Annotated in this window: 18 protein-coding genes, 1 riboswitch and 1 other annotated feature; of the genes, 6 read left to right on the forward strand and 12 right to left on the reverse strand. The window is 40.1% G+C overall.

Annotated features, from left to right (window positions below; all coding sequences use genetic code 11):
* Nucleotides 1-338: 338 nt before the first annotated feature.
* Nucleotides 339-1979, forward strand: a complete 1641-nt coding sequence (locus AC3ANV_RS17175) for a S53 family peptidase (protein ID WP_488309903.1) — start codon at nucleotides 339-341, stop codon at nucleotides 1977-1979.
* A gap of 291 nt (nucleotides 1980-2270) precedes the next feature.
* Nucleotides 2271-3512: an LOG family protein gene (locus AC3ANV_RS17180; RefSeq protein ID WP_488309904.1), complete on the forward strand. Its 1242-nt coding sequence runs from the start codon at nucleotides 2271-2273 to the stop codon at nucleotides 3510-3512.
* 122 nt (nucleotides 3513-3634) lie between these two features.
* Here the strand turns inward: AC3ANV_RS17180 and AC3ANV_RS17185 are convergent, their stop codons facing one another.
* The 4 genes from AC3ANV_RS17185 to AC3ANV_RS17200 all read right to left on the reverse strand — a co-directional run bounded on the left by AC3ANV_RS17185 (nucleotide 3635) and on the right by AC3ANV_RS17200 (nucleotide 8061).
* Nucleotides 3635-5338 carry a 2-isopropylmalate synthase gene (locus AC3ANV_RS17185; RefSeq protein ID WP_488309905.1) on the reverse strand — a complete coding sequence of 568 codons (1704 nt, stop codon included), beginning with the start codon at nucleotides 5336-5338 and terminating at the stop codon, nucleotides 3635-3637.
* A gap of 60 nt (nucleotides 5339-5398) precedes the next feature.
* Nucleotides 5399-5622: a binding site (T-box leader), on the reverse strand.
* A 161-nt stretch (nucleotides 5623-5783) separates the two neighbouring features.
* Nucleotides 5784-6176, reverse strand: coding sequence for a YybH family protein (locus tag AC3ANV_RS17190; protein WP_488309906.1), 393 nt, complete (start codon nucleotides 6174-6176; stop codon nucleotides 5784-5786).
* A 431-nt stretch (nucleotides 6177-6607) separates the two neighbouring features.
* Nucleotides 6608-6883, reverse strand: coding sequence for a hypothetical protein (locus AC3ANV_RS17195; RefSeq protein ID WP_488309907.1), 276 nt, complete (start codon nucleotides 6881-6883; stop codon nucleotides 6608-6610).
* Nucleotides 6884-7128: 245 nt separating this feature from the next.
* Nucleotides 7129-8061 (reverse strand): D-2-hydroxyacid dehydrogenase, encoded by a 933-nt coding sequence (locus AC3ANV_RS17200; protein ID WP_488309908.1) that lies wholly within the window; start codon nucleotides 8059-8061, stop codon nucleotides 7129-7131.
* A gap of 165 nt (nucleotides 8062-8226) precedes the next feature.
* Nucleotides 8227-8406, forward strand: a riboswitch (Lysine riboswitch).
* Nucleotides 8407-8535: 129 nt separating this feature from the next.
* On the opposite strand from AC3ANV_RS17200, the gene dapA reads away from it, so the two are divergent.
* The gene (gene dapA, locus AC3ANV_RS17205) at nucleotides 8536-9423 is read left to right on the forward strand and encodes a 4-hydroxy-tetrahydrodipicolinate synthase (protein WP_488309909.1); all 888 of its coding nucleotides are present in this window, start codon (nucleotides 8536-8538) and stop codon (nucleotides 9421-9423) included.
* A 210-nt stretch (nucleotides 9424-9633) separates the two neighbouring features.
* Here the strand turns inward: dapA and AC3ANV_RS17210 are convergent, their stop codons facing one another.
* The 3 genes from AC3ANV_RS17210 to AC3ANV_RS17220 form a co-directional block, all read right to left on the reverse strand.
* Nucleotides 9634-10170 carry an acyl-CoA thioesterase gene (locus AC3ANV_RS17210; RefSeq protein ID WP_488309910.1) on the reverse strand — a complete coding sequence of 179 codons (537 nt, stop codon included), beginning with the start codon at nucleotides 10168-10170 and terminating at the stop codon, nucleotides 9634-9636.
* A gap of 62 nt (nucleotides 10171-10232) precedes the next feature.
* Nucleotides 10233-11483 carry a 2-oxoglutarate dehydrogenase complex dihydrolipoyllysine-residue succinyltransferase gene (gene odhB, locus AC3ANV_RS17215; protein ID WP_488309911.1) on the reverse strand — a complete coding sequence of 417 codons (1251 nt, stop codon included), beginning with the start codon at nucleotides 11481-11483 and terminating at the stop codon, nucleotides 10233-10235.
* A 124-nt stretch (nucleotides 11484-11607) separates the two neighbouring features.
* Nucleotides 11608-14499 (reverse strand): 2-oxoglutarate dehydrogenase E1 component, encoded by a 2892-nt coding sequence (locus tag AC3ANV_RS17220; protein WP_488309912.1) that lies wholly within the window; start codon nucleotides 14497-14499, stop codon nucleotides 11608-11610.
* Between the two features lie 238 nt (nucleotides 14500-14737).
* On the opposite strand from AC3ANV_RS17220, the gene AC3ANV_RS17225 reads away from it, so the two are divergent.
* The gene (locus AC3ANV_RS17225) at nucleotides 14738-15622 is read left to right on the forward strand and encodes a LysR family transcriptional regulator (protein WP_488309913.1); all 885 of its coding nucleotides are present in this window, start codon (nucleotides 14738-14740) and stop codon (nucleotides 15620-15622) included.
* A 97-nt stretch (nucleotides 15623-15719) separates the two neighbouring features.
* Here the strand turns inward: AC3ANV_RS17225 and AC3ANV_RS17230 are convergent, their stop codons facing one another.
* On the reverse strand, nucleotides 15720-16184 hold the full coding sequence (locus AC3ANV_RS17230; RefSeq protein ID WP_488309914.1) for an SRPBCC family protein: 465 nt from the start codon (nucleotides 16182-16184) through the stop codon (nucleotides 15720-15722).
* Nucleotides 16185-16437: 253 nt separating this feature from the next.
* Here AC3ANV_RS17230 and AC3ANV_RS17235 point away from each other — a divergent pair, with 253 nt between their 5' ends.
* A complete protein-coding gene (locus AC3ANV_RS17235) occupies nucleotides 16438-17979 on the forward strand; it encodes an MDR family MFS transporter (RefSeq protein WP_488309915.1) in 1542 nt (513 codons plus the stop codon).
* A 495-nt stretch (nucleotides 17980-18474) separates the two neighbouring features.
* Here the strand turns inward: AC3ANV_RS17235 and AC3ANV_RS17240 are convergent, their stop codons facing one another.
* Together AC3ANV_RS17240 and AC3ANV_RS17245 are read right to left on the reverse strand one after the other, a co-directional pair.
* Nucleotides 18475-19623, reverse strand: coding sequence for a S53 family peptidase (locus AC3ANV_RS17240; RefSeq protein ID WP_488309916.1), 1149 nt, complete (start codon nucleotides 19621-19623; stop codon nucleotides 18475-18477).
* Nucleotides 19624-19727: 104 nt separating this feature from the next.
* Nucleotides 19728-20903 carry a DUF3800 domain-containing protein gene (locus AC3ANV_RS17245; RefSeq protein WP_488309917.1) on the reverse strand — a complete coding sequence of 392 codons (1176 nt, stop codon included), beginning with the start codon at nucleotides 20901-20903 and terminating at the stop codon, nucleotides 19728-19730.
* A 309-nt stretch (nucleotides 20904-21212) separates the two neighbouring features.
* Here AC3ANV_RS17245 and AC3ANV_RS17250 point away from each other — a divergent pair, with 309 nt between their 5' ends.
* A complete protein-coding gene (locus AC3ANV_RS17250; protein ID WP_488309918.1) occupies nucleotides 21213-22130 on the forward strand; it encodes an NAD-dependent epimerase/dehydratase family protein in 918 nt (305 codons plus the stop codon).
* A 121-nt stretch (nucleotides 22131-22251) separates the two neighbouring features.
* Here AC3ANV_RS17250 and AC3ANV_RS17255 read toward each other — a convergent pair whose 3' ends face one another.
* Together AC3ANV_RS17255 and AC3ANV_RS17260 are read right to left on the reverse strand one after the other, a co-directional pair.
* On the reverse strand, nucleotides 22252-23895 hold the full coding sequence (locus AC3ANV_RS17255) for an AAA family ATPase (RefSeq protein WP_488309919.1): 1644 nt from the start codon (nucleotides 23893-23895) through the stop codon (nucleotides 22252-22254).
* Nucleotides 23896-24523: 628 nt separating this feature from the next.
* Nucleotides 24524-24781, reverse strand: a complete 258-nt coding sequence (locus AC3ANV_RS17260) for a hypothetical protein (RefSeq protein WP_488309920.1) — start codon at nucleotides 24779-24781, stop codon at nucleotides 24524-24526.
* Nucleotides 24782-24825 lie beyond the last annotated feature (44 nt).

Consider the following 24825-nt stretch of genomic DNA (forward strand, 5'->3'; position numbering starts at 1 on the left):
TCATAAATTGGGTTTTTCGTATTAATTTAATCATCACGATAATCCCATATTATCCTATTTGAGAGCATGTCCCTTTGCTTGGGCAGGTTATCTAAATTCACAAAATAAATCCAGGCAAATGCAGTGGTCTTGTTTTCAGGTTACTATTCAGATGGAAATTTTACTGCATCCCCCCTTATCAACTGCCCTCCTTCAAGTCATTTTTAATTCTAGTTCTATAGTCACTTCTATCTCTTAAATTTTTTTTAATAATACTTAAATAGCAAACTTTTGTTCCTTTCGTGTTAAGATTTAACCGAATATACTAGTATTCTAAGTAAAGCAAGGAGGATGAAAAAATGGAAAATAAAAATCGTTCGTTAAACAGCAAAGAACAATCCGGTTTCGTGCAGGTATCCGGAAGTGAACGAAACCGGATACCCGGTGCCATTAAATCAGCTCCGGTCCATCCCGATGAGGAAATATCGGTAACAATACTCGTTCGGCGTCCGTCTGTTACCAATTTGCTAGAAAAAGCAAGTACCTCCCCCTCTTCTATCGTCCAACATCTTAGCCGTAAAGAATTTGCTGCCTCACATAGTGCCCTTCAAGAAGACCTGGAAAAAGTGAAGGAATTCGCCCATATCCATGGCCTATCCATTAAGGAAGTTAACGCAGCGGCCGGAACTATACAGCTTACAGGCCCTGCACCAGCTTTTAGTCATGCCTTTAAAGTGCAGCTTTCAAACTACGAGCATCCAAGCTTTAACTATCGAGGTCGTTCCGGACATATTTGTATCCCATGTGAACTTGCCGAAATTGTTGAAGCGGTGCTAGGTTTGGACAACCGGCCGCAGCTTCGACCGCATTTTCAGATTTTTGAGGAAAAGATCGAGTCCCATAGTGCTCAAACTTCAAGAAGCTCCTACACTCCATCTCAAATTGCACGTCTTTATCATTTTCCACAGAATACTAATGTCAGAGAACAGTGTATTGGCATTATTGAGTTAGGCGGCGGTTATAACCCTGCTGAGATAAAGCAATACTTCTCCTCTCTTGGAGTTACAGAACCACTAATCACAGATGTATCGGTTAATGGAGCAACCAATCAGCCGACAGGGGACCCAAGCGGTCCTGACGGTGAAGTAGCGCTAGATATTGAAGTGGCGGGTGCTGTTGCACCGGGAGTGAAAATTGCCGTTTACTTTGCCCCGAACACTGATGCGGGATTTCTTAACGCCATTACAACTGCTATCCACGACACCCAAAACAATCCTTCTGTTCTTTCCATTAGCTGGGGTGCCCCGGAGAATCAATGGACCCGCCAGGCAATGTTAGCGATGGATCGCGCTTTTCAAGATGCTGCCGCACTTGGTGTAACCATCTGTTGTGCTGCAGGTGACCGTGGTTCCGCCGATGGGGTTAATGACGGACTCGTTCATGCAGATTTCCCTGCTTCCAGCCCCCATGTCCTTGGATGCGGAGGAACAAAGCTTACTAGTTCCGGTGATAAAATAACACGAGAGGTTGTTTGGAACGAGGGAACTGACAGCAGCACCGGCGGCGGAGTAAGTGCCATTTTTAAACTGCCAACCTGGCAGACCTCTGCCCATGTCCCTCCTTCAGCAAATCCGGGAGGCAAAAAGGGCCGCGGAGTTCCCGACGTTGCAGGAGACGCTGACCCCGCTTCCGGTTATCAAGTTCTAGTGGATGGACAGCAAGCTGTTATTGGCGGGACAAGCGCAGTAGCCCCTCTCTGGGCAGGATTGATTGCTCTACTAAATCAACAGCTCGGTAAGCCTGTCGGATTTATAAACCCGACTCTTTATCATTTATCTTCTACTAGCAAAGCCTTTCAAGATATTACAATTGGAAACAATGTATCAAGTAGTGAAAGAGGCGCTTATATTGCTCATAAAGGATGGGATCCATGTACGGGTCTTGGTAGTCCAAATGGGACCAATTTGCTAAACGCAATTAAGAGCTTACATTCCTCATGAGAATTCACGCTCCTATATGTGAACAACCCAATGGTGAATGCCATTGGGTTGTTGGTTTTTGGGGTTTGATGGCCTTTAACCATTATCGTCCGATGGCTCATAATACCACAAATGATAGAAAATATTTCCAACCCCAAACCTAACGGCCGTATGTTTGAAAAAATTGTAGTGAATAAAATTAAAAAGGTAAATCAAACTAACAAAAGGTAAATAATGGACATATTCCGAATTAGCCTGCAAATGCGTTGACTTCGAATAGAAAGTAACACGAGAAAAGAAGGGTTGTTCCAGATGATGCAAATTGAACTGTATGGTACTATTTTTTATGAACCGGCAACAAACAAATGGGCCGGTTCGGGTACGGGTTGGTGGATCGAAAAAACGGAGGATCATTTGGCCAAGATTACATTTGAGGAACCGATTACGTTTGATCCGCGGCAACCATCCAAAACAAAAAACTATAGTCTTTCCATCAGTAACATCAACCAAAACGGTCATGTAGATACCTATAACGTAGACAAAGACGGCTTTATAATCAGCTGGAAGGATTACGCGAATGAAACGTGTATGGCTTCCTTTCATGTCGTAGGGACTAAAGTTTGTTTCGTACCCAATGACAGGGCTCTCGGTACGGAAGAAAGCGTGGCAGATATCTATGCGGCAGAGCTTTTATTTAGTTATGAAGCAAAGTATGGAGTTATTTCCCTGATGGGTTCGGGCACGATTTCGTGCAAAGAAATCGCAGAGGAAAAGGTAGAGATTCTGGATACCCAAGCAAAGAAAATGAAGGCCGATATTGAGAAAGAAAAGGACCCCTTCTGCAGGAATTTGCTTCAGGACAAATTGGAAATGATAAAGATCAAGATGGATCGCCAAAAAAAAATCATCGAAAAAAGTGCAAAGTATTGGGATTCAGCCTTAAAGTTCGGGGAGTTGTGGGGACATTATTCTGCAAATGAACAGGAAAAGGCACTAGGTGGCTGTTATGTACCTCTTTGCACCGGTGGAGGTCCCGGGATCATGCGGGCAGCGGCACAAGGGGCAAGAAGCCGGCATGCCCATGTAATTGGGATTGACTGTCAATTTGGCGTCGATAATTTTTTCAATCTGAAGGACACTTACTCTACCTACTCAAATCAGCGGTTACGGATGAATAATTTCTCGATCCGGGAGGGGGTTCTCATTAATTATTCTCATGTCATCCTGTTCTGGCCGGGAGGATTTGGTACAGCCTGGGAAGTTTACGAAACCCTTTCGAAAATTCAAACCAACCACTTGCGTAGACATCGGACCAAGGCCATCTTTGTCCATCCTGAATATTGGGAGCCTTTTTTTAAATGTATCGACAATATGTGTGAGCATGGTGCGATTAATTGCTATGGCGACCGTATTAAAATACCCGGTGTAGATGATCAATTACCGGATGAAGCATATATTGCCGAAGTGGCAGATGGTCCGCAAGAGGCATTTGAAAAAACACGTGCCTTTGTAGAAGAGCTTTACCGGAAAAATCAACTGTCCTTAAAGGCATAAATTAGGTAAATTATGAAGCAAAAATAAAGACGATCAAAATATGATCGTCTTCATTTAATTTATTCATCGCAAAATGATTTAAAAAATGAAACTTAGGTTGTAATTAACATTTAATCCGTTCATTATTTGACTGTTAAGGATGAGTCGATTTGAATGGGATGCCCGATAGTTGTCACCATATTATTAACTGCACTAAATAGCGCTTTTACAGATGAATTCATAATATCCGCGTCAATTCCGCAGCCCCAATGTACCGTACCATTGCTATCGGTTACGCCAATATAAGAGACCGCGTTCGATCTTGACCCTATTTCCAGTGCGTGCTCCTTATAAACCAAATCTGTATAACGGATATCTAGTTTTGTTTGAAGAGCATTACTGATGGCGTCAAGTCTTCCGTTTCCTGCACCTGTAATTTCTTGAACGTCATTATTGATCTGAATCGTTAGGACCGTTTGGAAGTCATCATGCTTGGTAAATTTATAGTCGATAAATTCAATAGGATTTTTAATATTTACATATCCATTAATAAATATCTCATATATTTCTTGAGGCATAAGCTCTTTATTTAGCTGATCCGATACATTTTTCACATTGTATCCGAAGCTTTCACGCATTTTTGGCGGCAGATCAAGGCTATATTGCTGTTCAAGCAGATAACCGATTCCTCCCTTACCTGATTGGCTATTAATACGAATAATGTCCCCTTCATATTCTCTGCCAATATCTTTAGGATCAATGACCAAATAAGGTACCTTCCAGTGCTCATTTTCTCTTTCCTCACGCCATTTGAAGCCCTTCGTAATCGCATCTTGATGTGAACCTGAAAATGCTGTATAAACCAATTTACCTACGTAGGGATGTCTTTCATGAACCTTCATGTTTGTCAGGCGTTCATACATTGCCAATATTTCAGGAATATTTTCAAAATTAAGCTGAGGATTTACTCCGTGAGTATACATATTTAGAGCAAGTGTAACAATATCCACGTTACCTGTTCTTTCGCCATTTCCAAATAATGTTCCCTCAATTCTTTGCCCTCCAGCCAACATTGCCAGCTCTGCATCTGCCACACCGGTTCCTCTGTCATTATGAGGGTGTATCGATAAAATCACATTCTCCCGATCGTTTAGATGATCGCTCATGTATTCAATTTGGCTGGCATATACGTGCGGCATTGATAGAGAGACCGTTGCCGGCAGATTAATAATCACCTTATTATCAACGCTCGGCTTCCAAACATCGATCACCCTGTTGCATATTTCAAGTGCAAAATCAATTTCTGTACCTGTAAAACTTTCCGGCGAGTACTGAAAAATAAAATTCCCTTCTGTTTCAGCTGCATATTTTTGAAGCAGTTTTGCGCCGCTTACCGCAATATCGATAATCTCTTCTTTCGATTTCTTAAATACCTGCTCACGCTGTGCCAAGGATGTTGAATTATATAAGTGCACTACTGCTTTGTTTACACCTTTAAGGGATTCAAATGTTTTTTCAATAATATGTTCTCTTGACTGGGTCAACACCTGAATCATCACATCATCCGGTATCAAATCCTGTTCAATCAATGTACGCAAAAACGTATATTCTGTATCCGAAGCGGCAGGAAAACCTACTTCAATTTCCTTAAAACCAATTTTGACAAGCAGCTGAAAATATTCAAGCTTTTCCTCCAAAGTTAGTGGAACAACCAAAGCTTGATTTCCATCCCGAAGATCGACACTGCACCATAAAGGAGCTTCCGTAATATACTCCTTCTCCATCCATTTCATACTTTTGACAGGGGGCATAAAATAACTTCTTGAATATTTTTCGATATTTTTCACTCTGACCTCCACCTTTCATTGGAAATAACGTTTAATAAAATAAAAAAAGCCCGTCATCTCATAAGAGACGACAGGCTTTGCCTACGTGGTACCACTCTTTTTGATTTGTTTGTTCTACGAAACAAACCCGCTTAAGGACTTGATTACGGAAGTCAACCGTTAAGACCTACATTATCAGTCTTACCACTCCTGGGCGAGTTGGGGGATTTATTGTCTGTCTTTCACCAACCGACAGCTCTCTAAAACAATAAATGTTCCTTAATACTCCCAATCATTGTGTCTAACGTATTTTAAGAATTTTCACTTATTATAGGGTGATTTCCCTTCCTAGTCAACCGAAATTTTGCTTTTTATTGTTAAACTTTTCTCCCTTCTAAACAAGACTCTATATGGTTGAAGTAAATATTGTTCTAATTTCGGGCAATTTTTTAAGGCGGGAACCGGATTATTCAAGTAATTCCGCCCCATAAGAATTGTCAATTATACAACGCCAAGTTCCCTTAGAATCTTTTTTGAAGACATAAGTTGCAATTCTTTCCATAGAAAATTCCGAATCAGTCTTTTGATTGGCACTAAGTATTGCATTTGCTATAACTAATACTGTATCACCCGCTTCAATAAATGCCATCTTCTCCTGATTAACCAGTAAACTATGATTAAAATAATCAGCAATAGCCTCAAATGCCCGGCGGATTTCTTCTTTTCCTTTAGCTAACAGTCCCGGTTTTACAACAAGGACAGCATCCTCTGAATAGAAATCCATTAATTTATCAAAATCTTCACGATTTATTGCATTGTCTGCATTTTTTATTAATTGTTTCAGTTCCTCATTTAGCATAACTACCTCCGATTTATAATTATTTTGTAAAACTATTCTTTATTTTCTAATCAAATTATACAACCAAAATATGGGTTTTTGTTGTTTAAAAAAAATAGGCTCTGTTAAATTTGCCTTTTGATTTCCGCTCCAATCAACATAGTGAGCTAAATCAAAAATAACCTTTAACATAGCCAAAAAATAAAAAGCTCCTAGCGTTTTCGTCGCAAAAGGAGCCTATACACCGAATAGCTTTTTAAGAATTTGCTTAACCGATACGAGCACCATATTACAGGATTTCTGCCAATGGGTTGAAAAACGTACAAAACGAACGAGCATTTATTTAAAAATGCGGCAATGGAATTTTATTTGATATGGGGAAAGTAAGCTTTAAATGAAAAATAACTGAAGTAACATTGTAGGTTAACAGACTTTTTTGCAGGAAAGTAAAATTAAACAACGATTTCTTTAATCGATTTAGAAATAGCCGTCCTGAATACCCAGATGATATCTGACAAAATGTCAGTATCAACAATAATTTCTTTCAGATCCCAATAAAGTTCATTTTTTCGATGGTAAAAAAAATTTCCGTCTTGCGACTTCATAATCGTTAGTGTCCCCTTTGGATTTTCAGTTTCCAGGGTAAGATAAAATTTTTCTCCATTCCAATAGGCAAATGTCTCGAAGTTTGTAAGAAAATCCGCTACCTCCCATTTGCTGCTAATCAACGTATTTCCTCCTCTCATTAATAAGTGTATAAAGTGTATGATTGGCTTTTGAAAATCAGTACCTCCAATCGAATATATTAGTATGTTTTTTGATTATGGCAAGAATACCCTTTCCATTCAATCATCTTGTTAGGAAGACAAACATGGTTTCTGATAAATAAACTTTATTAAATTCGTTTTGAAAATCCAAAAAGAGCACTCACCAACGAATGAGTACTCTCTTCTTCATTTTTACAAAAAACAATTTAATAGCCTTTTTTTGTATCCACCTTATTATGAAGGGGCTTATTTTCTTCAATGTTTTTCAGTGTTTCGATAAAACATGCAGCACCCTCATTAGGTGTTGTTACAGCAGAAATATGTGGGGTGATATGTATATTTGGATGATTCCAAAATGGATGATTCTCGGGAAGCGGCTCTTGTGAAAATACATCGAGAACGGCAAATCTGACATGATTATCATTTAAAGCATTTAGTAAGGCTTCCTCATCAAGGGATGCACCCCTTCCCACATTAATAAGTCCTGCATTTGATAAATGTGAAAAGAGATTCTCATCGAATAAATTTGCTGTTTGTTCGGTTAATGGCAAGGTATTAATGATGTAATTCATTTCACTTAATCGTGAAAAATGGGAACAAGCCGGCATAACCTCGTGAAAATAATCTTTTTCCTTCCCGCTTAAAGATACACCGTATACTTCTACTCCAAGTCCAGCCAAAATCTTAGCCGTTTTTTGTCCAATCTCACCGGTTCCATAGATCATGACCTTTTGTTCATTCAATAACTTCGGAGTTATGGGCTGCCATTTATTTTGGCGCTTTATTTCATGAAATTGGTCGTGAAACTGTAAATCTTTCAGGATGTAGCTTAAACAATACTCTGCAATTCTTTGTCCAAAGGAACAAATGGTTCTTGTTAGTAAAACAGCTTCCTTCCAGTCTTTTTTAAATAAAAAACGGTCAACGCCCGCACCCAGGGAGTGTACCCATTTTACATGACTATAATCATAATTAGATTTTAAATTGAAAGAAACTAAAGCGTCGGCCCACCCTAAATCAGCCTGGGTAAGCCCATCCTCAGGCTTATAGCGAAAATTTTGACGGAAGTCTTCCTTTTCTATTAAAGTCTTTAGTTCTTTGTACATTGGGCTAACCACTAGGATATTATTTACTATCATTCTTTTCCCACCTCTATTTTATTTTACACGAGTGACTAATTTCTTCATTATATAAAAACCCAAAAAATAAAGTTAGATAAAAGATATCCAAATACCCTTGTATTAAAAGGAATTTCCTGTTATATTACATACAATTAAATATTTTTCTTACTTCAAACCTTTTGAAGTGAGGATAGAGGCGCAAAGACCATTAGTACGCAATGTGAGGATAATGAGATCCATTGACGATTGTGGAAAGGGGAATTTGCCGAAGCTAAAAGATTCTCATTATTCTTGAAGCTGGTTCAGCTATTGAAGAAATACTGAACTGTCATATAGGAAACTATATGGAGGGCTATCTCACGCATGGGAACTTGTTTTTATTGAATGTTTCTACTGCAACAGCGAACCCTCGTTGTTGCTTTTTTGCGTTGATTTTGAACGGCCTTAACCACCACCTCTAATTTTAAAAATCTATTAAAAGGGTGAGAAATTATGAATTTTGGCCAGATTTTAACTGCAATGGTTACGCCATTTGATCAAAATGGCGAGGTTGATTTTAACGCGACGAGAGCTTTAGTCAATTATTTAATTGCTAATGGAACGGATGGATTAGTTATTGCCGGTACCACCGGCGAGTCCCCTACCTTAACAACAGAAGAAAAAGTAGCGTTGTTTAAATTTGTTGTAGAGGTTGTCGATGGTAGAATTCCGGTTATTGCCGGGACTGGATCAAATAACACGAAAGCCTCCATCAGCTTAACAAGTCTTGCTGAGGAAGCAGGAGTGGATGGGATTATGCTCGTCGTTCCATACTACAACAAACCGTCTCAAGAAGGATTATATCAACATTTTAAAGCGATTGCCGAATCAACACGATTACCGGTTATGCTTTACAATATCCCGGGACGAAGCGTTGTTAACATGTCTGTAGAGACCATTGTCCGTCTTTCGAAGATTGACAATATTGTTTCCATAAAAGAAGCAAGCGGTAACTTGGATGCCATGTCAGACATCATTAGCCAAACCCCAAATGACTTTACATTGTACAGTGGTGATGATGGTTTAACTTTACCGGTATTAGCGATCGGCGGAACCGGAATTATTTCCGTTGCTTCCCATATCATTGGGAATGAAATGCAAGAAATGATTAGTAATTTTAAAAACGGCAATCTCCAGGATGCTGCTTCAGCGCATCGCAGACTGCTTCCAATAATGAAAGCATTATTTTCCGCACCAAATCCAACACCTGTAAAAGCAGCATTAAATATGACCGGAATCAATGTTGGCGGTGTCCGCTTACCATTGGTTCCAATAAATGATGCAGAAAAAAAGGCGCTGGAAAGTATTCTTGCAGCTGACAAAACAGAAGTACTTATCTAATTCGATTAAAATTGCTTTTTGTATTCCTTAAGGAATACAAGAAAAAATAGGCTGCATCACTCCAAAATGATTTGGAATGAAGGCAGCCTATTTTTTGCTATCTATAATTCACATTTCGCCAGGTAAGTCAAAAGCACCATGTGTTTTTAAATAGTATTTTGCTCAACTCTGATTAAATTCCTATCAGAAAGTTTCATTGCGGACAGTCCGCTAAACGAATTCCTTTAAAGCATTTTCGTCCCATGGATAATTCGTTGTTAAAAACTCTGCCAGTTCTTTACTTTTTTGTTTTCTTTCTTTACGCATTTTTGCTCGGTCAGGTGCTGTTTCATGTAATTTTTTCTCTTCCGCTGTTTCCGGAATGACTTGTGGAACACGCGCCGGGCGTTTATTTTCATCAAGTGCGACAAATGTTAATAGAGCAGTTGCTGCCACCTTACGTTCACCGCTTTTTAAATTTTCAGCAATAATCTTTACGAACACTTCCATTGATGACGTACCTGTCCATGTTACATAGGAATCAAAATGGACGGAATCAGTTGTTCGAATAGGATGTAAAAAGTCAACAGAATCAGTTGAAGCTGTTACACATTCACTCCGGCTATGGCGTGCAGCAGAAGTTGAAGCAACTTGATCCAGATGATCCATTAACCGGCCGCCAAATAACGTATTATGATTATTAACATCGTTCGGGAATACACGACTTGTTCGTACTACGCGTGATTCTTTGCAAAATTTTGCCTCCATAAAAACATCTCCTCAAAACAAATGAATCCGTTCTATTTTTATTTCCATCCGGGTAATGCTAATTAGCCTTCCAATAATAAGGTTTCAGGGTCTTCTAGAAGTTCTTTTACTGTAGCCAGAAAGCTTACTGCCTCTTTTCCATCAACGATTCGATGGTCATAAGACAAAGCGATATACATCATTGGACGGTTTTCCATTCGTTCTTGATCAATGGCTATTGGTCTTGTTTGAATTTTATGCATACCAAGTATACCAACTTGAGGACCATTCAGGATTGGCGTTGACATAAGAGAACCAAAGACACCGCCGTTTGTAATTGTAAATGTTCCACCTTGAAGTTCATTTAGCGTAAGGGCATTGTCACGTGCTTTTTTGCCTAGGTCGCTTATTTCCCCTTCAATTTCAGCAAAACTCTTCTGATTCGCATCGCGCACAACCGGTACAACTAACCCGCCTGGAGCCGCAACCGCGATTCCGATATCATAAAACTTTTTAACAAGCACTTCATCATTTTGAATTTCCGCATTTAACAGCGGGAATTGTTTTAAAGCTGCTACCACTGCTTTTGTAAAGAAGGACATAAACCCAAGACGAACCTCATGTTTTTCAAAAAACGCATCTTTCCGTTTTTTCCGTAAGTTCATAACAGCTGACATATCAACCTCATTAAACGTCGTTAACATAGCCGCTGTTTGCTGGACTTCCACAAGGCGTTTTGCAATGGTTTGACGGCGTCTGGACAATTTTACGCGTTCTACAGGCTTGTCGAACTCTGATTGAACTTGAGCTGAAGCCGTACTTGAAACCGCCTTTTCAATTTTTGGCTCTTCCTTTTTCGCAGGTGCCTGAGTGTGTGCTATTACATCATGTGGTCTAATTCTACCAAGCGGATCGCTGCTGCCTACTTGTTGTAAATCGATTCCCAGTTCTCTTGCTAGTTTTCTTGCTGCAGGAGAGGCAATCGGACGTTCGGCTTTTGGAAGCTCTGATGCTGATTGGATGTTTAGTTCATTAGACGTTTCTTCTGCCTTTCTTTCGGGAACTTCTGTTGAAACAGCTGTGGCTGTAGCCGCTGTCTCATTTTCTTCCAGTATAGCGATTACTTCACCTACTTCGACCGTATCACCCGGTTCTTTTAAAACCTTTGTTAACACACCTGTGTATTCAGCACCAACCTCTAAGTTAACCTTATCTGTTTCTAGTTCAACTACGCCTTCACCTTTGTTTACTTTATCACCAATATTTACGAGCCATTGTAAAACAGTTCCTTCTGAAATTGATTCTGCCAGTTCCGGTACTTTAAGTTCAATCATGATTGATATCCTCCCTAATCTATTAAAACTTTCTATTAAATAGTTTTTGTCTTAACGGTATGATTTTGACTTTGAGAATTGTCCAGTTTAAGCGCCCAGCGCTAACCGGGCGCTTGCACTTTTATTAGTTATGCACTAAAACTTTCTCATATTTTTCTTTATCTAGTAATTGATTAAAATTCAACGCTTGTTGAACAATTAGTTCCTGTTCTTTCTTATGAACAGCAGGTTCACCGCCTGCGGGACTGGAACGATCCGGACGCCCAATATAGGAGACTTTTAGACTTCCGGCTGTGAGTTCAGAAAGGATAGGCAAGACAAAATGCCATGCTCCCATATTCTTCGGTTCTTCTTGTACCCAAACAATCTCTTCTAAGTTCGGATATCGCTGAACAATCACTTCTACTTTTTCCTTCGGGAATGGATACAATTGTTCAATGCGAATAACATGTATCTCATCTAAGTTTTGATGTTCTTTTCTTGATTCAATTTCTGTTGCAATATCAATTGCCATTTTACCTGTGGTTAAGACTAAACGCTTCACTTTGTCTGCTGCTTTTCTGACCATTGGCTGTTCCACAACTGTATGGAAATGACCCTCGCTTAAATCTTGGCTATTAGAAGCGGTCAACGGATGACGTAACAGACTTTTTGGCGTCATAATGACTAAAGGCCGTATAAACTCTGTTCCCAGAGCGGCAGCTTGACGGCGTAATATATGAAAATATTGGGCTGCACTTGTTAAGTTTGCCACCGTCCAATTGTTTTCTGCTGCCAATTGTAAAAAGCGTTCAGGTCGGGCACTTGAGTGCTCAGGACCTTGTCCTTCATAGCCGTGAGGCAATAGGAGTACAAGCCCGGACTTTTGCCCCCATTTAGCTCTTCCGGCTGAAACAAATTGATCAAAAAGCGCTTGAGCGGTATTGGCAAAGTCACCGTATTGCGCTTCCCATATCACAAGTGATTCAGGAGCAAAGACATTATAGCCGTATTCAAAACCGACTACCGCTGCTTCTGAAAGCGGGCTATTATGAACCGCAAACGAAGCACGGGCTTGTGGAAGCGATTGCAAAGGTGAAAAGGTATCATTCGTTTCCGCATCATGAAGAACAATGTGACGATGCGCAAACGTTCCACGCTCCGAATCTTGGCCTGTAAGCCGAATCGGTGTGCCTTCTTTTAACAGCGTGGCGAAGGCTAAACTTTCAGCTAACGCCCATTCTACTTTTCCGTTTTCATCCAATGCATTTTTCCGGCGTTCAAGAATGCGCTTTAATTTTGGATAGACATGAAAACCTTCCGGCCATTTAAGTAATTCGTCGTTTATTTCACGAAGTGTATCTAGTGCTACGCTTGTGTCTATAGTCGGAATACCTTTGGCAATAACTTCCGGTACTTCTACCTCATGGGCCGGAGCATCCTTCTTATTGGATACACTGTCATACTCGGATTGTAATGTCATTTGGACACTATCAGAGATTTGTTCGATTTCTTCTTGACTAAGAATACCTCTCACTTGTAAATGATCCGCATACAGAGCTCTCACAGTTGGATGCTGTGCCACCTTTTTATACATTTTTGGCTGAGTTACCGCAGGATCATCCATTTCATTATGTCCAAAGCGTCTGTAACCGACTAAGTCAATTAAAAAATCCTTTTGGAAACGAACCCGGTATTGGTAAGCAAGGTTAACAGCTGCCAGGCAGGCTTCCGGATCGTCTGCATTCACGTGAATAATCGGTATTTCGTATCCTTTCGCCAAGTCACTCGCATATCTCGTGGAACGGGAATCATGACTGTCCGTTGTAAAACCGACCATATTATTTGTAATAATATGAATCGTTCCCCCTGTTTGGTATCCTTTTAATCCCCCTAAATTCAAGGTTTCGGAGACAATGCCTTGGCCGGGAAATGCAGCATCACCATGGATTAAAATCGCAAACGCTTTCGAAGCATCTCTTTCAGGGAAACCGGGTTTATTTCGATTTTCCTGAGCGGCTCTTGTAAATCCTTCAACTACCGGGTCCACAAATTCAAGATGGCTTGGGTTATTTGCCAGGGTTATACGTGTACGATGTTTCCCGGAGGTTTCCATGAACCGATCGTAGCCTAAGTGATATTTCACATCTCCTGACCAGCCTTCAGCTAAATCTACCTGATCACGGGGTATACCCGGCTGTTTAGTAGAAGCGTGTAGAAACTCAGAGAAAATCTTGTAATATGGTTTTTCTAAAACATGTGCCAGCACACTTAAGCGCCCTCGATGGGCCATTCCAATCACTACATTGTGTGCACCGTCCCGGGCACTTTCACGGACTGCTTCATCGAGCATTGGGACAAGCATATCGACTCCTTCAATGGAGAACCGTTTTTGACCAACAAATGTTTTATGCAAAAACTGTTCAAACCCTTCGACCTCTGTCAACCTTTTTAAAAGAGTGGACCGCTCTTCCTTTGAAAGGACACGATGTAAAGAACCCGTTTCTACCATCTGACGTAACCATGATCGTTCCTCATTATGATGAACATGGTCAAATTCATAGGCTAAAGAAGAGGTATACATTGCATTTAATTGATTTACCGCATCCCATGCAGTTTGGATTTCTGTTGGTGCCCCTTCCCAAACTAGCTTAGCGGGAATTTCTTTTAAATCATCCTCGTTTAATCCATATTTCTCTAAGTTTAGTAAATCGTAATCTTTTTCATTCTCCGCTAAAGGAGTGATTTTAGCTGATAAGTGTCCGTATGAGCGCAAGTCGCCCAGCAGTTCAGCTGTTTTAAGGACTTTTTCCATATTTAGCATATTAATAGGAACCGTTTGTGACGAATCACTCGTTTCTTCCGAGTGATTGATTTCGAACGAAAGTGGTGAGCCCCATTTTACAAAAAGCTCTTTTAATTCTAAATCAATTGGATCTATACCATTCAAGTACCGTTCATATTGTTCCATCACATAGCCAAGGTTTGGACCAATGAAATTTTCCCAAGGCTTTTGTCGGTTATTTTGATTTCCCATTCACAATACCTCCATGATTGTGTTTCATCCTATGTCTTGTGTTTCTTTTATAAGCTCATTGTTGATTTTGCTCACTATGATGATTGGAGCGGAAATCAGCAGGCAGTTTAACAGAACCTTTTATAAATTTATAGGTTGCTTACGGATAAGGATAATGTAATAATTGAAATAAATAAAATGCTAAAAAGTTATATTTACTTATAAGAAATTTTTATATGGAAAAAATAGGGAGAAAATAATGGATTACCGTGATTGGGAAATATTAAAAGTCCTTCATAGTCAAAAAAATTTAACAAAAGCAGCTAAGCTTTTGTTTATTACACAACCCGCATTAACCAATCGGATAAAGCATATACAAGAGGAATTAGGTGCAGCAATTGTTACCCGTGAAAGCCGGGGAATCCATTTTACCCCGCAAGGAGAATATCTTGTCCATTGTGCGGAAGAGGCCCTTGCGCATTATCAAAAAATAAAAGAGAATATTTTCAATATGAGTCATAACAAAGATAATGAAGTGGTTGGTACATTGAAGTTGGGCGTATCCAATTTTTTCGCGAATTATAAACTTGCTCCAATTTTAAAATTATTTAAAATGCAGTATCCTCATGTCGAATTCAAAGTGATCACAGGATGGAGCAAAGATGTTTCGCAGCTTATTCACAACAAAGATGTTCATATCAGCTTTGTTCGGGGAGATTATAGTTGGCGGGGATTATTGAAACATCTCTTATTTGAAGAAACCATATGTGTCACGTCCAAAAAAGAAATTGACATCACTGATCTTCCTCATCTTCCAAGAATCGACTATAGAGGGGATTACTTATTAAAATCTGTAATCGATGGTTGGTGGACCGAAAACTATACACAACCACCTTTTATCAGTATAGAAGTCGATCAAGTTGATACGTGTAAGGAAATGGTTAAAAATGGTTTAGGCTATGGTATCTTGTCCAGCAGGACACTTACAGGAATTGAGGATTTATATAAAATTGATTTAATTGATGACCAAGGGAACCCAATATTACGAAAAACGTGGATTTATTATCATGAGGAATCTTTGGAATTGAATGTCGTGAGAGCATTCGTACAATTTATCAAAAGTTTGAATTGGAAAGACATTTAAATAATAGTTTAAGGACAAAGCGCTTAAGCCTTGTCCTTTTTTGTGCCGAAAGAAGGAAACCTATAATAAAGGCTCCTCCTCGGTATTTATTGGTCAATTATTTTCCCTTTTTAACTTGATAAATTTTTCTTTTCATTTCTTTTTCCACTGTTTCAAAAAATTTCTCCAAACTTTTGTTTGCCCCACCCTCTAATAAACGCTTGCCGACCAAAGCAATTTTACCGGTTACCTCCACCTCACCTAAAAAATTTACCTCGGAAGTTCCCTGTACATCATTTATATACAGGTCTGCTTTACCGGACATCTCACCAAACTTTCCTTTTCCCTTCATCACCAAGCGATAATAGGAGGGCGGCTTCTCTATTTCCCGTTGCACTTCAAGTACAATCAAATCTTTTATTGGACCTAGACTCATTTCGATTTCGGCTTGGTAAATTCCATTTAGACTTTCAATGAATGTCCTGCAACCGGGGAGTGAGTTTTTAAGGATCTTTTCATCCTTTATGTATCTCCAAACAATGTTCCTTGGTAAACCGAAAGTATAGTTATATTCGATTTTCAACGCTGTCCCTCCTCTGGTTTCCCTTTATAGAAAATGGTTTTATGACATATTCATATTCATTTTTACAAATAATGGTGCCCACTTATTATTCAGAAATTTTCAAAATCACTACCTGGGTAAACCCTGATCGTAAAGCAGCGTACTATTTATTTAATGTAAATTTCAGTTTATAGAGTCTTATTCAATTGATTTCTTGTATATGTATGGTTTATCTTGGAATTATTACCATCAAAAAAGGCAAAAGGGGATGTTTATGGAACAAGTAAAAAGAAAACAAGGATTTGTAGTTGCAGGATTGCTGCTTTCCATCTTGATGGCTTCAATGGATAATACGATTGTGGCGACGGCGATGGGGACGATAATCGGAGATCTTGGCGGACTTGATAAGTTTATTTGGGTAACATCTGCTTACATGGTGGCAGAAATGGCCGGGATGCCTATTTTTGGGAAGCTCTCTGATATGTTTGGACGGAAACGTTTTTTTATTTTTGGCATCATCCTTTTCATGTTCGGCTCCATATTATGCGGAACGGCGCAAAGCATCGAACAGCTTAGTGTATATAGGGCGATACAGGGAATTGGCGGTGGCGCACTCGTACCGATAACGTTCACCATCATATTTGATAGCTTTTCGCCGGAAAAGCGCGGTAAAATGACCGGATTGTTTGGAGCTGTTTTCGGGTTATCCAGCATCTTCGGACCGCTGCTCGGCGCCTACATCACTGATAATATCAGCTGGCACTGGATCTTCTATATCAATCTTCCATTAGGGATTATCTCTCTTATTCTCATTGCACTCTTTTACAAAGAGTCCCTTGAACATCGGAAGCAGAAAATCGATTGGCTCGGGGCTGTAACACTGGTGGGAGCAGTTGTCTGCCTGATGTTCGCTCTTGAGCTGGGGGGAAATAAATACAATTGGAATTCCGGGATCATCCTTAGTTTGTTCGCCGGATTTGCCGTCTTATTTTTAGCGTTTATTTTTGCGGAAAGAAAAGCAAAGGATCCTGTTATTTCGTTTCCGATGTTTAAAGACCGTTTGTTCGCTTCGAGCACGATAGTAGGTCTGCTTTACGGAATTGCCTTTATTGTCGGTTCCGTTTATATTCCGATTTTCATTCAGGGAGTTACGGGCGGAACGGCAACTAACTCGGGAATGATTTTGCTCCCGATGATGCTCGGTGTCGTGGTATCGGCGCAGACGGGTGCCATAAGCGCTTCCAAGTTGGGCTACCGAAAGGTTATGCTTGTGTTTGCCGTTATTTTCCTGATTGGGATTTACTTGTTAAGTACCATCACAGCAGAAACAACCAGGACTACTGTTACGTTGTATATGATTATTGTCGGTTTAGGTACCGGCGCCTCATTTTCAGTTCTCAATATGTCTGCCATTCACAACATTGGACCGGAACGCCGGGGATCCGCCAATTCAACTGTTTCGTTCGTTCGCCAGCTTGGTATGACCATCGGGATCACGATTTACGGAATCATTCAGCGCAATGTTTTTTCCGATAAATTAAAGGAAACCTTTAAAGGTGCCGGTCAAATGTTTCATGGCGGCCCCCAAAGTGACCCGCGTGCACTGTTGTCCGAACAGGCGCGGGCCCATATACCAAAGCCTATTCTTGATAGAATTATTGATGACCTTGCGAGTTCCATTGGCTATACCTTTACATGGGCTCTCATTCCGGCCACACTCGTTCTTATTTTTGTATTCGGTTTAACAAATGACCGGCTATCAGGAGGAGAACAAGGGAAAAGAAAAGTACCAAGGAAATCGCTAAATCCTCAATAAATATGATGAAAATTTTTAAAGTAAGGATCCCAACTAATCCCTCATGAAACGCTTCATGAGGCCCTTTTTTGTCTTTTCGATTAGATTTCGGGATCCATGAGCGCTTCATGATGACCGTTTTGGTCTTTCCTTTTGGATTTTGGATTTCATGAGCGCTTCATGATGACCGTTTTGGTCTTTCCTTTTGGATTTTGGACTTCATGAGCTCTTCATGATGACCGTTTTGGTCTTTCCTTTTGGATTTTGGGCTCCATGAGCGCTTCATGATGACCGTTTTGGTCTTTCCTTTTGGATTTTGGGCTCCATGAGCGCTTCATGATGACCGTTTTGGTCTTTCCTATTATATTTTGGGCTCCATAAGCTTTTCATGATGACCGTTTTTGTCTTTCCTATTGGACTTTGGGCTCCATGAGCTCTTCAAGGACTACCTTCTTCGCTAAAAAAAGCTTGTAGATTTATCCTTGACGGACTTCTTCTACAAGCTTTTTCATATTGCTATTTTAATGCCGGTATTAAGACATCCGCTTTCGGGGAACCGATACCGGTGACTAAATCATAACCTGCTTGCGAGAAAAATCCCCCGTTGTTTCCTGTAATAATATCGTGATAATTATTGACGTATCCGCTTGAGTTTGTTGTTCCTGCAATCGTGAACAGCTGGGCAATTGTATTATAGCTCGTCAAAGGAGTCGTACGCCCTTGATCTGCCAGGGCTATTAAAGCCGCCCAGCATGGAGACCCAAAGCTCGTTCCGCCCACTTGAAACCAACCTTTTTGTCCGCTTTCGAGTGTGCTGTCATAAACGGCTACTCCGGTATTTGGATCAGCATTCCACGCTACATCAGGTGCACCGAGATGTGTACCCACAACACTTTGCCAAATATCTTCGTAAATTGGTCTCGATTCATAGGAGCTTGTGCCGCCGCCCGAACCTGACCAGGCACTCTCGCCAAGGTAGGTCCCCGTCGAATCAAGCTGGAGATTTGTTCCGCCTACAGACAACACATATGGAGACGATGCCGGCCAGGACATTCCGGCACCATTATCTCCGGAGGAAGCGACGTATACGATACCGTTATGTTGAAAATGTGAATCATAACTAGCCTCGCTAGAGAACTCAGACCCGCCCCAGCTGTTTGAAATGACCTGGGCTCCATGAGAGGTTGCGTAATCTTCCGCTGCAAGCAAATTGGAAATCGATGCTGATTTTGCGACAACCAGCAGGATTTTTGCCTGCGGTGCAACCGCATGTGCCCACTCCACATCCAGCGCAGTCTCGAGCGCCCAGCCGCCATCCGTTCTGCCAGGTTTGCCGTTCGGATAGGCGACCGTTAAGCTTGCCGCAGGTAGACCGAACTGATTATTAAACACTTGGAGATCGTTGGCAATTGTCGGGCTTCCATAGGCATCGACAATCGCAATTGTTTGTCCGGAGCCGGTGGCAGCCAATCGATCCAACCCGTATGCTTTTTTAATCATTGATGGTGTGTAACCGTTTTGATAGGTTGGTGTGGCGCCGTTATTCTTAATATGAATAGGTGGATTTGCATCTTTAAGCTTTTCCTGCGGTGAAAAACCAGCCGTAGGTAAAAGGCAGAGAACAGCAGAACACATTATTGAAAGATTACGCACAATTTTTTTCATATAAGACCCCTTTCTTAAAAATTTACTATTATAATTCTATTCACTCAATAGTAAAAAATCACTTTCATAAACCAAAATTGAATTTCGCTATCTTATTATGGAAACTAGTATTTAACCTCTAATTTTTCCGTTTCAATCATTCTTTTTATATATTTATATTCTTTCTGATCAAGAATATCTATTTCATTGTTTGTTGCAAGTAAAATTTGATCTCTGCACTTGGAGATTCTTTGGATCATCGGATGGATAGTGAGGCTTGATAGATTTACAAAGTCATACAAGTCTGTTAAACAAGCAGGTAATTTATAGCCCTTATTGCTGCTTGCAATTAATAACCCCTGATCACGCAGCTTGGAAACAATCGTGGATCGAAAATAATGTTGATTGATTTTGATATCGCGAATAGCATTAAGATTATCTAAAATTTCTTGCGTGTAAACATATTCATCCGGATTTTCTTTCAGATTAAATAAAAGAAACTTTAGAAAATCAATTCGAATTTTGTCTTCATCATCTTCACTTTTTCTGTTTTTATCAATATATTGATAGGTCAAATTTACAGCTTGTTTGATAATAATCCCGTCGTACTTAGAGTCAGACTTCTCTGATTTGTATTCATATAAAAATTGTTTATAGTCATATGGCCATTGATGGATGCCGATTATTTTATCTTTTATGATTTGATAAAAAGAGCGATAATGTTCCGAATAAAATGTTCGATCATAACCTTGAGCAATTGTACCGGCCATAAGCTCAGCCAATTGGAGAATGATAGTGGATTGACTTTGATTGAATCCAAATAATGAATAATTAAATAAATCCGGTATACTCGTTGTCATTACATAATTTTTAAATTCGTGCATAAACTCTTTTGTTTCATGTTCGTCTGCGACTAGATCAAGTTGATCAAATGTACGGTATAAATCATCATAGACTAATCGATTTACATATTTAAAAAATGTTTTTTTAAACGTTATGCCGCTATCTTCTCTTATTTTTCTTTTATCAATGACATACGCGTATACCGTAAAAGGTAAATCCTTAAGCTCATTTAATAGTTGTATTTTCAGATGATGATTATTTTCGATTTCTCTGGATTTCATTTCTTCGGTGTGAAAGAATTTTTCTCTAATGATTTCTAATTTTTGCTCTAAAAACTCTTTATTCGACTCTTTTACGAGAATAGAAACGATTATAAAGTGGGTTGATACATCCTGTTTGTCAAAATCAAAACCATAATTCCCATACTCATCAATAAAAGCATATTGTATTTCGTTCAATACTCCCACCTCACCCAAAGAAATAAGTTTTATCTTTATATACTTATTTCAACAAATTTTTTTCCATACCTTTAAAAAAGTTATTTTTTACCTAATAAATTAAAGAAGTGAAAGGATTTTGGTGAAGTAATAGAGGAATCAAAATAGTTATTTGCATAATTTAGCCCTGTTGTTGAACTTTGTTGTTCCTAATTACATATGATATTTCAACGATTGTAAGGAAAGGAGTGCTAGAAAATTAATAAAATTGCTAGTTGTATTTTCGTAACCGGCTGTGCAGGCTTTATCGGATTCCATCTTTCCCGGCGTTTGTTAGATGAAGGCATCCAAGTACTTGGCATTGATAATATCAATGACTACTATGATAAGAACTTAAAATTTGATAGATTAAGTATTCTAAAGAAGTACCCGAATTTTAGTTTTGTAAGAGGTTCTATCGACAACCTTGAATTAGTAGAAAGTCTCTTTGAACAATTTACGATAGACATTGTTGTTAATTTAGCAGCTCAGCCCGGTGTACGATACAGTTTGAAGAATCCCCAAACGTATATAAAATCAAATCTTGTTGGATTTGCAAATATTTTAGAGTGTTGTAAAAAACATCAAATCAAACACCTTCTATATGCCTCATCCAGTTCAGTTTATGGAAATAATGAACAAATTCCATCTTCAGTTAATGACCGGGTAGATCATCCGATTAGTTTATATGCTGCTACAAAAAAAGCCAATGAGTTAATGGCGTATACGTATAGCCACATATATGAACTGCCTACAACCGGTTTGCGATTTTTTACCGTTTACGGCCCATGGGGCAGACCGGATATGGCAATGATGAAATTCTCAAATGCCCTTTTAAATCAGCAGCCTATAGAGATATATAATTATGGAAATATGAAAAGGGACTTTACTTATATTGATGATGTAATCGAATCCGTTTTTCGGTTAATAAAAAAAGGGCCGCCTGAAGAATCAGTTTCTTTTTATAAAATCTATAATATAGGTAATCATTACCCTGTTGACTTACATTATTTCATCCAGCTGCTCGAAAAGGAATTTGGTAAAAAGGCTGTGTTGAAATTATTACCATTGCAGCCCGGGGAAGTTCTGGAAACCTATGCGGATATAGGAGAATTAGTAAATGATATTAACTATAAACCTATTACATCCATTGAAGAAGGGATCTCAAAGTTTGTTAAATGGTTTAAAGATTACAAAAATATTCAGTAAAATCCTCAAGTTTCAAAAATCAATTGACCGTAAAATAAAAACCACCAACCATTTAGTTACGGAAATGGTTAGTGGTTTGTTTTTTTATCAGGTTCTTTTCTAAAATTGAAAATCATCATGATCATTCAGGTTGATTTTGGCCATACAGCTGTTCATAAATTTCTTCAATCTCCTCGCCTGTTAGATCGCCCCGCTTCAACAATTCCTTCGCAATTGAGTGGACGAAGTCTGCGTTGTCGAGTACAAGCTTCTTTACTTTCGTCATCTCATCCTTTAGCAGGACGTTAATCTTTGAACGGAGTGATCTGAGTCCTTCAGATTGAGAGCCAACTGAAAGCCAGCTAAATAGCTCATCACCCATTCCGACCGCACCAAGGTAAGCACCTGCTAACAGCGTTGCCTGCCTCAGGTCAGAAGTGACCCCGTTTAATTTCTTCCCAAGGAACTCTTCCTCCACTGCCCGGGCAGCCAGACAGACTTGAATCTCCGCCAAAATTTCACTGTCGCTCCGATTGTATCTCTCGTGTGTTGGCTTTGTGGCAGCGAGACCAAGAGCACCTCCCCGGCGAATAATTGTTACCTTCCAAACACGTTCGTGCGGCTTCAACAGGTACTGTGCCACCGCATGGCCGGCTTCATGGTATGCGACGTTCCGCTTCTCATCCTCACTCATGGAGCGAAGCGGCTGTTTAAGTCCCCACTCATAGGTTTCCATAGCGGCTCGGAAGTCCTCGTAGTTGGAAACCTGAGCGCCCCGCTGATGAGCAATGACAACCGACTCATTTACGATATGTTTAATCTGCGCAGGACTGTAGCCAATCGTGTCGAGTGCCGCTTTCTCGGGAGTTAAAGTTGCATCCCGCTTCACTTTCTTAAGGTAGTATTGGAAAACGTCCACCCGGCCATCATAATCCGGCGTATCAACCCATAGCTTGCGGTCGAAACGGCCGGGTCGGAGCAGAGCCTGATCAAGTACGTCCGGAAGGTTGGTCGCGCCAATTGTCAGGACAGCAGGCCGCTCTGCCTTCTTTTTCCGCAGTCCGAGCGATCGTAGCAGCTTGGCAAACCAGTTGTTGTCAATGTTCGGCGGATCCATTTGCAGGAGCAGCTCGTTGAGGAGACCTGAGCCGCCCATGCCCATTAAGCCCCCCATCATACCTCCTCCTGCGCCTCCTGCCTGCCGACTCATACCGATGGCATCGATTTCGTCAATGAAAATGATGCAGGCGCCGTACACTTTCGCCAGCTTCCTTGCCTTCTTATAGATACCCATCACTTTAAGATTGCCGACACCGAAGAACATGTTTTGAAAGCTTGGTGCAGAGGCATATGCAAAGGGCACCTGTGCTTCATTGGCAATTACCTGGGCCAGATAGGACTTGCCGGTGCCGGGAGGTCCACAGAGTAACAATCCCCGTATTGCCTCGCCCCCCATCTCCTTAAACTCTTTAACGCCCTTAAGTAGGATGACGATTCGTTCGGCATTTTCAACGATCTCGGGATTCCCCCTGTAATCATCCCAGGTGGAGCCGGTTTCACCCGGTAAAATCCAATATGTGCGCCCACGGGCCAGGAACCAAAAAAGAGCAACAAATTGAATAATCATGAACAACATGGCGAATAGCAGCTGCAGCAAAAGACTGGCAATACTCAACGCAATATTCCAAGCTGTCGGTCCTCCAGTCCACAACAGCACGCCGATAAAGACGAGGATTGCTGACCAGAGCAGGAATTTACGCCACTTGATCCAATGATATGCCCTCATGGACTCACTCCCTATACAGATTTTGACTATTCGAATGAATTTCACGAATTTAAACATTGTAAGTATTACTCTTTAAATGGAGAGGAAAAGCCTTTTGATAATAAAATAGAAGATTTTTTTCTGACGAAGAGGAGACCAAAAGAGGCAGTGTAAATGATACCGGTTATAATTGAGTCAACTTAGGTACAGACTACCCTTGTTGATGTCATAATCTGTATTTGGCTTTACCTGATTTGCAAATAATTTAGTGCCTTTTCTTATCGAAAAAACGTATAAAATTGCCTTTTCCCAATTTTTATTCCCGGTTTCTTATTTTAGAACTGATGTATAGTAGATCTAACCTATTTTTAATTTAACCTTCGTCAATCAAAACCGAATCAACCTTTTTATCAAAAGGATGAACTTAAAAGAACAAAAGGCGCAAGCGCCCGGTTAGCGGCGTATGGACTGGAGCGCTTCGACTGAGATAAAGAAAACACGGAGAGCGTTAGCGATCCGATGTTGACTTATCGTAGGGAGAAGAGCGAAGTCCACTAGCCGCTGGGCGCTGGAGCTGGATTCAGATAACTTTTTCAAGTTATCCACACCAAATTATTTTATAATTTCCTAAACAACAAAAAAAGAGAGCTTAGGCTCTCCATTTAGTTATGATTCCAACTATATAATTCCAAATTACAGCTAAACCACCAATATAGTAAAATACTAATAATATCCAGCCTGTAGGATCAATTGCCATGATGTTCAATAAGAATAATAATGGGAATACATAATATAATATATCTTTCAGGTAATCTAAGACCATGCTCGGTGAAAATGACTTTGTCACCAGCGATTTAAAGAGACCTACAATAAAATCCAGCATCATGAGCCCCAAAACAGCCCACATCGTGTAGAGAATCCAACCGTCTATGTTGTTCCCCCCCTTTCTTT

Source organism: Neobacillus sp. DFD-2R (assembly GCF_057747865.1).